Origin of the sequence: Pseudomonas viciae, from assembly GCF_004786035.1 — a bacterium.
Classification (GTDB): domain Bacteria; phylum Pseudomonadota; class Gammaproteobacteria; order Pseudomonadales; family Pseudomonadaceae; genus Aquipseudomonas; species Aquipseudomonas viciae.
The window spans coordinates 691,262-700,756 of record NZ_CP035088.1 but is presented as its reverse complement, the minus strand read 5'-3'; the positions used below and the strand labels follow the sequence as shown (position 1 = coordinate 700,756).

Sequence of the window (9,495 nt, the reverse complement as noted above, 5' to 3'; positions counted from 1 at the left end):
GTACTGGAAAGATACTTATATATTTTCCATATAAAAAATGACCGAACAGACTGCCCGTACAGATACCAGAGCGTTACGGACTCAGGTGACGGCAGCCCGAGCGGGCCACCGGTTTCCTCAGAGAGGTTTGTTGCCATACCATCGCGGTGTGTACACCCAGTCGCCACCCTGGGCGCGAGGGAATACGCACGTGGTGGAGGAGCCGATCAACACCATGGTGCGCATGTCCACCTGATCCGGGGTCAACGCCCCCAGCGTGGTGACACGCAACGTCTGGCCCGGGCGACCGATATCGCGCCCCAGCACCACAGGCGTTTGCGCCGTGCGATGTTGCCCGACGATCTCCAGCGCCCGGCCCAACTGCCAAGGTCGGGAGCGGGAGATCGGGTTGTAGAAGGCCAGGGCCAGGTCGGCTTCGGCCGCCAGGTCGAGACGCTTCTCGATGATCGACCAGGGCTTGAGATTGTCCGACAGCGACATCACGCAGAAGTCATGACCCAGCGGAGCACCGGCTTGGGCGGCGGTGGCCAGGGAGGCGGAGACACCCGGCAGGATCTGCAAATCGACGTTGTGCCAATGGGCATCCGTCGACTCATGCAATGCTTCCAGGACGGCGGCAGCCATGGCGAACACGCCCGGGTCGCCGGACGACACCACAACCACTGACCGCCCCTGGGCCGCCAGTTCAAAGGCGTGTCGGGCCCGCTGCATTTCTTCGCGGTTGTCGGTGCAGTGCTGCACCTGATCGCCCCGGAAGGGCCCGGCCATGCGCACATAGGTTTCATAGCCCAGTACATCGGTGGCACGGTCGAGTTCGGCGCGCACCGCCGGCACCATCAACTCCGCAGCGCCCGGGCCGAGGCCGATCACGGCCAGGCGCCCGCGCGGGCGACCGATCTGCTGCGGATCGAGGGGTTGCTCGGTCACGGCGATGGCATGACTGCCCATGACCTGTAGCGATGCCGGTTGGCCGAGGACGTCGCTCAACCACGTTTCGAGGTTGCTATTGGCTGCGGCAAAACGCAGCGGCACACCCAAGGTCGAAGCCATTTCGTGCAACTCAGGACGGGCCATGTCGCTGTCCGCCGCCAACAGGCACGCCAGCGACTGCGGCGCGAGGCCGGCCTCCTCCAGGATCGTGCCAATGTCCGCCGACGCCCCTGCACTCAACGCCACCAGCACATTGCGCGGATAAATCCGCAGCTCATCCGCCGCTGGTGTTCCCGCAGCACTGTCGATACGGATCGCCAGCCGTGCCTGTATATCCTCAGGCAACTGCGCCTGATCCAGCCACGGCGCGGCGCCTTCGATGCGCACCGATTCACCGGCCAGCAGATCGGAGACAAAACGCTTGCCTTGCTCCAGGTCGCCGAGGCTGTAGCCACTCGGCGGATTGAGCAGGCAAGTGCCAAAACGCAATTCGCCGCTGGTGGTGATCGCCGGGGCGACTTGCAGCGCGGCGGCGATTTCCCGGGCCATGACATTCACCCCGCCCAGGCCGCCCAGCAGCGGGACCACGGCGCTGCCATCCTCGGCCACCGCCAGCACCGGCGGCTCGACGCCTTTTTCCAGCAGCAGCGGCGCCAGGGTGCGGATGACGATGCCGGCCGCGCACAAGGCGATGATCGGCGTGTCCTGTTGGTAGAGCTCACGCAACGTCGCGCCGAATTCGAGGTATGAACGATCCGCGCCCTCGACCCGTCCGCTCAGGCCGTGAATCAGGGCATCAGGGTAGCGCTGCTGGATCCGCCGGGCGGTGGCGAGGCTGCCCGGGCCGAGGATGACGATGGCCGCTGTCTTGGATGTCATCAGCCTTGCCACCGTTCGCCCGGCACGATGATCAGCGAGAAGTACGGCGAGGACATCGGCTCGACGTCATCCAGCGGGACGATTTTCTGGTTGGCCATGGTCGCCCGTTCGACGTACAGCGCGCGCCCGTCCAGGCCCAGTTCCTGGAGCACCTGGCGAACCTTGGGGAAATTGCGCCCCAGTTTCATGATCACCGCCGCATCGGCATCGGCCAAACGCCGCTTGAGTTCTTCATGGGGCAGAACACCGGAGAGCACCGACAGGCTCTGGTTGCGATAGACCAGCGGCGCACCGAGCACCGAGGCGCCACCGAGCATCGAGCACACGCCGGGAATGACTTCGGCGTCATAGCGCTCGGCCAGGCGATCGTGCAGGTACATGTAGGAGCCGTAGAAGAACGGATCGCCCTCGCAGATCACCGCCACGTCGCGCCCGGCATCCAAGTGCACGGCCAACTGTTCGGCGGCGGTGTCGTAGAAATCGGCGATCACTTGCTCATAGGACAACGGCGCCGGCAGGGCTTCGGTGGTGACCGGGTAGACCAGCGGCAGCAAGGTCTGCGCCTCCTGCAAATGCCCCTCGATGATGCCGAAGGCATTGCCCTTCTTGCCCTTGGCGACGAAGTACGCCACCACCGGCGACTCGCGCAGCAGGCGCAGGGCCTTGACGGTAATCAGTTCCGGGTCACCGGGGCCCACGCCGAGGCCAATCAGACGTCCAGGCTGCTGCATCATTCAATCTCCGTGGCGAGGGCATTGACGGCCGCGGCGGCCATGGCGCTGCCGCCGAGGCGGCCTTGCATGATCACGAACGGCACGCCACGGCTGTTGGCAGCCAGCATCGCCTTGGATTCAGCGGCGCCGACAAAGCCCACCGGAAAGCCGAGGATCAGCGCCGGTTTCGGCGCGCCAGCGTCGAGCATTTCCAGCAGATAAAAAAGCGCGGTCGGCGCGTTGCCGATGACCACGACGCTGCCTTCCAGGTGCGGACGCCACAATTCCAGAGCGGCGGCCGAACGGGTGTTGCCCAGTTCAAGGGCCAACGCCGGCACGCTCTCGTCGCGCAAGGTGCAGATCACCGGGTTGTTCGCCGGCAGCCGAGCCCGGGTCACGCCTTCGGACACCATCCGCGCATCGCACAGGATCGGCGCACCCGCGGCCAACGCCTGGCGCCCCGCCGTGCCCGCGCCTTCGGAAAACTGCAGGCCATCGACGGCCTCGACCATGCCGCAAGCGTGGATCACTCGCACCGCGAGTTTTTCCAGGTCGGCCGGAATGCGCGCCAGGTTGGCCTCGGCGCGAATGATCGCGAAGGAGTTGCGATAGATCTCCTGACCGTCGCGGATGTAATCAAGCATCAAGGGGGCTCCGGGGGCGAGCGTCGAGCCAGTGGCCGAGCGCTTCAATAGTCAGATTGTGTGCCTGCAACGCGCCGAAACCCGGCAGCGTGGCATCGCGAAAATACAGGTCGTAACGACCGGGGGCGACCGCCAGCAAGGTGGCAGGCGCGATATGAGCCGCCGCGCAGGAACGCGGGCAACCCGATAGATGGACCTTCAGGGCATGACCCTGGCGTTGCAGCAGCTCGGCCAGTCGGCGGGCATCGGCCTTGGTATCGGCCAGGGCTTTGCCGCAGCCACTGGAGCCGGTGCAAGCAATGAGTTGCGCCAGGGGTTGATCGACCGAGCACAACAGGCCCAATCCCTCGAGCCCCGCCAACACTTGCTCGGCCTTCGCGCGACGCACGTTGGGCAGCAGCAGGCTTTGCCAAGGGGTGAAGCGCAGGCTGCCGTCGCCCTTCTCCCGCGCCAACTGCCCCGCCCCCCGCAGCATGTGCGTATCGAGCCGCCCAAGCGGCGCCGCCGCACCAACGTAGACCCGCTCGTCGTGCTGCGGATGGATGCCGAGGTGCAGTCCGTCGATGGACACGTCCCGCCGCCAATCGAGACAAGCTTGCAGCGGCACGCGGCGGGCCAACTGGCTCATGAATTCATCCGGGGGGATTTCAGCCAGCAGGTGGCGCATGCGGATCTGGTCCGGGCGGGCCAGGTCGAGAAACAATTCCAGCACCGCCACCACCAGGGCATGCCCCAGGGCCAAGGGCACTCTGCCTGCCGGCTCATCCAGCGGGGCGCCGGCCAAGCCGAAGGCCAGCCAAGGCTCGCCGTCGCGGACAAGGGCCGATAACCACAAGTCGTGATGATGTTCGAGCATCGCCATGGCTTCACCGCCGTCCAACTGCACGGCGAACTTGGCCGACAGCTCATGGAAGCGTTCATGGGTTTGCAGGCTGAAGAGGATCTGCGTGGCCAACGGGCGGGTGTCGAACAGCATCTGCCGGTCGATCCCGGCCGAGGGGCTGAGCATCAGATTGCGCACGTCATCGCCAGCCGGGGTCCGGGGCCCAAGCCCGGCGGCCAGCAATTGTTCGATCAACGCAGCGTGTTCGAGGCCGATGCCGCGCACTTGCAGGTTGCCACGGTTGGTCGCTTCGATCACACCCCCGGCAAACCGCTCGGCCGCCGACGCCACGGCTTCGGCCTGATCCGCCTGGATGGAACCGCCATCGAGCTTGATCCGGCAGATCCCACCGTCCAACGCCTGGACAACCCGCAGCAACCCCGGGCAACCCGAGGGGCGGATGACGTTGGAGGATGGACGTTCGTTCAAGGGCAGACCGGGAGATAAGGCACGCCATGACGGCGAAGGACCGCCATTATGCCTGCTTTGCCGGGGGTCATGAAAAGCTTGCCGGTCGGATTATTAGGGCCGGGCACAAAACCTGTGAACAACCCCACTCAAATTGTGGGAGCGGGCTTGCTCGCGATGGCGGCCTGGCTGTGACGATGATGTTGCGCCAGGCGCCTGATCAGCCAGGGCGCGGTATGATGGCGGCCCGGTTCGCGGGTGAAACAGACCCGTCGATCAACAGATCTATTCGAGGAACACAGATGACACCCTGGCTGACCGTAGTGGGCATCGGTGAAGACGGCTTCAAGGGCCTGGGCCGAACGGCTCGCCATGCCTTGCTGCGGGCGTCACACATTGTCGGCAGCGACCGGCAACTGGCGCTGTTGCCGGTGTGTATCCGTGGCGAACGGGAGCTGTGGCCCAGCCCGTTCTCCCTGGAACCTCTGCTGGCGCGACGGGGCGAGTCGGTGTGCGTACTGGCCAGCGGCGATCCAATGTTCTACGGCGTGGGCGCCAGCCTGGCCAAACAGGTACCGAGCGATGAGATGCTGGTCGTCCCGACACCCTCCTCCTGCTCGCTGGCGGCGGCGCGCATGGGTTGGCCCTTGCAGGACGTGGTCACGCTGTCACTGGTGGCGCGCCCCCTGGCGGCCCTCAATGTCCATTTATCCACCGGCGTCAGGCTGTTGCTACTGAGCAATGACCGCCACAGCCCTGCCGCCGTGGCGGCATTACTGCGCGAACGCGGGTTCGGCCCCAGCCCCATGACCGTGCTGGAACACCTCGGCGGTGCGGCAGAACGGCGGACCGACAACTGCGCGGCACACTGGTCCGACCCAGCCGTCGCCGACCTGAACCTGATCGCCCTCGAATGCCGCGCCGAACCCTCGGCGTTGCGCCTGTCGCGCCTGCCCGGTTTGCCGGACGCGGCCTTTGAACATGACGGCCAGTTGACCAAGCGCGACGTACGCGCCATCACCCTCGCCCGCCTCGCCCCGACGCCCGGTGAACTGCTCTGGGATGTCGGCGCCGGCAGCGGCTCCATCGGCATCGAATGGATGCGCACCCACCCCAGTTGCCGGGCCCTGGCCATCGAGGCCGACGAAGGCCGCCAAGCGCTGATCGAACGCAACCGCGACGCCCTTGGCGTGCCCGGCCTGCAACTGATTCGCGGGAAAGCCCCGCAGGCGCTGGATAACCTGGAGCGTCCAGACGCGGTGTTCATCGGTGGCGGTGTCACCCGCGAAGGCGTACTCGACACCTGCTGGGAGCAGCTCAAGCCCGGCGGCCGGCTCGTGGCCAACGCGGTGACCCTGCAAAGCGAGATGACGCTCATGAACTGGCGCGAACGTCACGGAGGCGAACTGACCCGGATCCACATCGCCCAAGCCCAGCCACTGGGCGAGTTCGATACCTGGCGCCAGGCATTACCAATCACCTTGCTCGACCTGGTCAAACCCCTCGATGCGTGACGAAACCGCCGAACAACCCGCGCCCCTGCGCAGCGGCCTGACCACCGGCAGTTGCGCCACCGCCACCAGCCTGGCGGCGGCCCGCTTGCTGCTGTGCGGCATCCACGCCGATGCCGTGGAGATCGTGCTGCCCAAGGGCAAGCAGGTGCAGATGCGCCTGGAGTTCTGCCGGCTGACCGAACAGGGCGCCGAAGCCGGGACGATCAAGGACGCTGGCGACGACCCGGACGTGACCCACGGCGCCCTGCTGTTTTCCCAGGTACGCTTGATCGCCGAAGCCGGGGTGCGCTTCATTGCCGGTCGCGGCGTCGGCACGGTGACGCGACCAGGACTGGTGCTGGATGTCGGTGAACCGGCGATCAACCCGGTGCCGCGCAAAATGATCAACGATCACCTTGGGCGGCTGGCCGAAGACAGCGGTTATGCCGGCGGTTTCGAAGTCACGATCAACGTCGAGGGCGGCGAAGCCCTGGCGCTGAAAACCATGAATCCACGCCTGGGAATTCTCGGCGGCCTGTCGATTCTCGGCACCAGCGGCATCGTCCGGCCGTTCTCCTGCGCGGCCTACATTGCCTCGATCCACCAGGGCATCGACGTGGCGAAAACCAACGGCTACCTGCACATCGCCGCCTGCACCGGCAATGCCAGCGAAGACACCATGCGCCGGGTCTACAACCTGCCGGAAATCGCCCTGATCGAAATGGGCGACTTCGTCGGCGCTGTGCTCAAACATGTGCGCAAGGTGCCGGTGGAAAAACTCAGCCTCTGCGGCGGCTTCGGCAAAATCAGCAAACTCGCCGCTGGCCACATGGACCTGCACAGCCGTCATTCGAGCATCGACCTGCCACAACTGGCCGAATGGGCGGCCGCCATCGGTGCCGATGAGGCGTTGCAGCAAGGCATCCGCCAAGCCAACACCAGCCAGCAAGCCCTGGCAATGGCCAGCGCCGCCGGCATCGCCCTTGGCGACGCGGTGTGTGAGCATGCGCTGGCCTTCGCTCGCAGCGTGGTGCCGGCCCAGGTCCAGGTTGAAGTCTTCGCCATCGACCGCCAGGGCGGCATCGTTGGCCACGCAGGAGCCTTGCAATGAAACGCATCCTGCTACTGGGCGGCGTCACCGAAGCCCTGGCCATCGCCCGCACCCTCGGGCCCCAGCATATCTACAGCCTGGCCGGCATTGGCCGTATCCCCACCGACCTGACCTGCCAGGTGCGCGTCGGCGGCTACGGCGGCGCCGAAGGGCTGGCGCAATTCATCCGCGCCGAAGGCATCGACCTGCTGCTGGACGCCACCCACCCCTACGCCGCGCAAATCAGCCACAACGCCGCCCAGGCAGCGCGCGCCTGCAGCATTCCCTGCTGGGCCCTGCGCCGTCCGGCATGGCAACCCCAGGCCGGCGATGACTGGCGCGAAGTGGCCGACTGGGCCGAACTGATCCAGGCCCTGCAACCCTTCCACCGCCCGCTGTTCACCCTCGGTCGCGAACCCCTGCAACACCTGCACGAAATCCCGCCAGAGCAATTCTGGACCCTGCGTGCCCTGGACGTTTACCCCGGAAATGAGCGCTGCGAAGTCATTGGTGCCCGTGGACCGTTTCATATTGAGGGCGAGCGTGAACTGTTTGAACAGCGGCGGATTGATGTGCTGGTTAGCAAGAACAGCGGGAGTACCGCCACTGAGCCGAAGCTGGAGGTGGCTCGGGAACGTGGGTTGCCGGTGTTTATTTTGCAGCGACCAGAGTTACCAAGGGTGGACAGGGAGTTTGGGACTGTGGATGAGGTACTGCAGGGTTTACAACATCTGCGCTGACGGTCTTTGGTTTGATCAAAATCGTTTAGCCCACCCCGTGGCGAGGGAGCTTGCTCCCGCTGGGCTGCGCAGCAGCCCCAAAACAGCAGATGCCATTCCCCTGTCAAACGCTGTATCAGGATTGAGGACCGCTTCGTCGCCCAGCGAGGGTAAGCTTCCCCGCCACAAGAACACTCACTTGACGATCTGTTGCTACTGTTAACACCAGCCCTGCGACCCTACACCGCACGTGGCTTTTTTACTTCTCAACCCCGATCAGGCTAAATACCGCCACCTGATCGCCCAACCGAGCGGATTGCCCCATGTCCCGACAACGGCTTGCATTTGCCTGGATCGCCTGCTTCGCAGTGCTGTTCAACATGCTTGCCATGCCGCTTTCCGGCAGCGGTGGCACGGCGGCTAGTGCACCGACCGAACAAGTGCTGTGGGGCAGCTTCTGTTCCTCCAGCGGCACGAAAATGCTGGCGATTTCCCTGGGCAAGTTCGAGCAGGGCACGCCACAGAAAGACAATCATTCGACGATGCAGCATTGCTGGTGCTGCTCAGGTTCCGCGCCGTTGGTGGCGCTTACCGGCCATGTCCCACAGTTGTATCTGGATGCACAGCTGGCTCATCGCAGAATCGCCCATTCGAAACTCGACAGCCCCACACCGCGCCAGCAATGGCCGAGCCTCAATCCCCGCGCCTCACCTCTGGTCTGATTCCTCCGCATTTGAACCTGCGCCTTGAATCGTTCTGGAGAATCACCCCATGTTGAACAGACTTATCCTGCTGGCTGCCCTGCTGCTTCCCGTCGGCTTCGCCCATGCCCATCAATACAAAGTTGGCGACATCGAGATCGCCCATCCCTGGTCCCAGGAACTGCCGCCCAACGCGCCGACCGTGGCCGCGTATTTCGTGATTCACAACAACGGCAACACCGCCGACCGACTGCTCAGCGTCGACTCGCCGATTGCCGGCAAAGCCGAGCTCCACGAGCATGTGATGCAAGGCGGCCTGATGAAAATGCAGCCGGTGCCCGCTGTGGATATTGCCCCCGGAGCGACGGCCACCTTCGCGCCGATGGCTTACCACGTGATGCTGTTGGAGCTGAAAGACCGCAGCCTGCTCAGTGATGGCAAACGCTTTGCCATGACCCTGCATTTCGAAAAAGCCGGGGACGTGACCGTTGAGGTGGCGGTGCAGAAAAATGCCCCTGACGGCGACAAAGCTCAAATGCACATGCACTAAGCACGTCTGCCCGTGGCTCTTCCCCGCAGCAGGTCCGCCATGCCCCGCCGTCAGCCGATGAGCCTGACACGCGGCAGCTGGCTCAGCCTGTTCGCCATGCTGATGATCTTTATCGGTCCACTGATTTCTCAGTCGATGCCGATGGATCAGCGCATGTCCTCGTCCATGTCCATGAGCATGGAGATGGACATGTCGACGGGAGACCACGCCGAGCATGCGGCACCGGCGACCGAACACTGCCAGCCCAAGAGTGAGCATCACGCACTGTGGGAAAAGTGCGGCTATTGCAGCCTGCTGTTCAACTGTCCCGCATTGCCGGGCGGCCACACCTTCGCTGTCTTCGACACACCGTCGGCCAGCACCTACACCAGCCCTTCCCCACGTCTGGGCCATGCCCGGCAACCGTTCTTCCCGGGTGCCCGCACCCGCGCACCGCCCCTCGTCGCGTAAACCCGACACTTACCTCACCCGGTCGCACAAGACAG

Annotated in this window: 10 protein-coding genes; 6 read left to right on the top strand and 4 right to left on the bottom strand. The window is 64.8% G+C overall.

Annotated elements, in window-relative coordinates; all coding sequences use genetic code 11:
- Positions 1–117: 117 nt before the first annotated feature.
- The 4 genes from cobJ to cobG are packed head-to-tail and all read right to left on the bottom strand — an operon-like array spanning position 118 to position 4,478.
- Entirely contained in the window at positions 118–1,809 is a 1,692-nt protein-coding gene (gene cobJ, locus EPZ47_RS03130; RefSeq protein WP_135843489.1) for a precorrin-3B C(17)-methyltransferase, read from the bottom strand.
- Positions 1,809–2,540 (bottom strand): precorrin-2 C(20)-methyltransferase, encoded by a 732-nt coding sequence (locus EPZ47_RS03125; RefSeq protein ID WP_135847941.1) that lies wholly within the window; start codon positions 2,538–2,540, stop codon positions 1,809–1,811. Before EPZ47_RS03125 ends, cobJ begins: the two co-directional genes overlap by 1 nt.
- Entirely contained in the window at positions 2,540–3,166 is a 627-nt protein-coding gene (locus EPZ47_RS03120) for a precorrin-8X methylmutase (protein ID WP_047227378.1), read from the bottom strand. The genes EPZ47_RS03125 and EPZ47_RS03120 overlap by 1 nt, the downstream gene beginning before the upstream one ends.
- Entirely contained in the window at positions 3,159–4,478 is a 1,320-nt protein-coding gene (gene cobG, locus EPZ47_RS03115; RefSeq protein ID WP_135843488.1) for a precorrin-3B synthase, read from the bottom strand. The genes EPZ47_RS03120 and cobG overlap by 8 nt, the downstream gene beginning before the upstream one ends.
- A gap of 281 nt (positions 4,479–4,759) precedes the next feature.
- Between cobG and cbiE the strand changes: the two genes are divergently transcribed.
- The 6 genes from cbiE (at position 4,760) to EPZ47_RS03085 (ending at position 9,460) form a co-directional block, all read left to right on the top strand.
- Positions 4,760–5,971, top strand: coding sequence for a precorrin-6y C5,15-methyltransferase (decarboxylating) subunit CbiE (cbiE, locus tag EPZ47_RS03110; protein WP_135843487.1), 1,212 nt, complete (start codon positions 4,760–4,762; stop codon positions 5,969–5,971).
- On the top strand, positions 5,964–7,061 hold the full coding sequence (locus EPZ47_RS03105; RefSeq protein WP_135843486.1) for a cobalt-precorrin-5B (C(1))-methyltransferase: 1,098 nt from the start codon (positions 5,964–5,966) through the stop codon (positions 7,059–7,061). Before cbiE ends, EPZ47_RS03105 begins: the two co-directional genes overlap by 8 nt.
- Positions 7,058–7,780, top strand: coding sequence for a cobalt-precorrin-6A reductase (locus tag EPZ47_RS03100; RefSeq protein ID WP_135843485.1), 723 nt, complete (start codon positions 7,058–7,060; stop codon positions 7,778–7,780). The genes EPZ47_RS03105 and EPZ47_RS03100 overlap by 4 nt, the downstream gene beginning before the upstream one ends.
- 302 nt (positions 7,781–8,082) lie before the next feature.
- The gene (locus tag EPZ47_RS03095; protein WP_135843484.1) at positions 8,083–8,481 is read left to right on the top strand and encodes a DUF2946 domain-containing protein; all 399 of its coding nucleotides are present in this window, start codon (positions 8,083–8,085) and stop codon (positions 8,479–8,481) included.
- 49 nt (positions 8,482–8,530) lie between these two features.
- On the top strand, positions 8,531–9,010 hold the full coding sequence (locus EPZ47_RS03090) for a copper chaperone PCu(A)C (RefSeq protein ID WP_135843483.1): 480 nt from the start codon (positions 8,531–8,533) through the stop codon (positions 9,008–9,010).
- A gap of 57 nt (positions 9,011–9,067) precedes the next feature.
- Positions 9,068–9,460, top strand: coding sequence for a DUF2946 domain-containing protein (locus tag EPZ47_RS03085; protein WP_135847940.1), 393 nt, complete (start codon positions 9,068–9,070; stop codon positions 9,458–9,460).
- The last annotated feature ends 35 nt before the right edge of the window (positions 9,461–9,495 follow it).